Origin of the sequence: Pampinifervens navoyensis, assembly GCF_046159715.1 — a bacterium.
GTDB lineage: Bacteria > Aquificota > Aquificia > Aquificales > Aquificaceae > Pampinifervens.
Genome location: NZ_JBJXCT010000081.1, coordinates 1 through 230 on the forward strand (window position 1 = coordinate 1; position 230 = coordinate 230).

The 230-nt window shown below is 67.4% G+C and carries 1 protein-coding gene; it reads right to left on the reverse strand.

What is annotated here, in order from left to right; translation table 11 throughout:
- On the reverse strand, positions 1 to 230 hold a 230-nt coding region (locus ACKRDP_RS10075; RefSeq protein WP_409154646.1), incomplete at both ends, for a U32 family peptidase.

Sequence of the window (230 nt, forward strand, 5' to 3'; positions counted from 1 at the left end):
GATCTCGACCGGGTCGCCGCCGTTCTCGGCCGCGTCGACCGCCCGCCGGAAGGCGCGCACCACCTCCGTGACGTAGCCCTTCCCGCGTTGGCGGCCCTCGATCTTTAAGGCGGTGACGCCGGCATCCTTGAGCGCCACGATCATCGAACCGGCGTTGAGGCTGACCGGATCCTCGAACAGGTAGCCGGTCTTGTCCCCAGCCGTGAATCTGCCTTTGCAGAGCGTCGGGT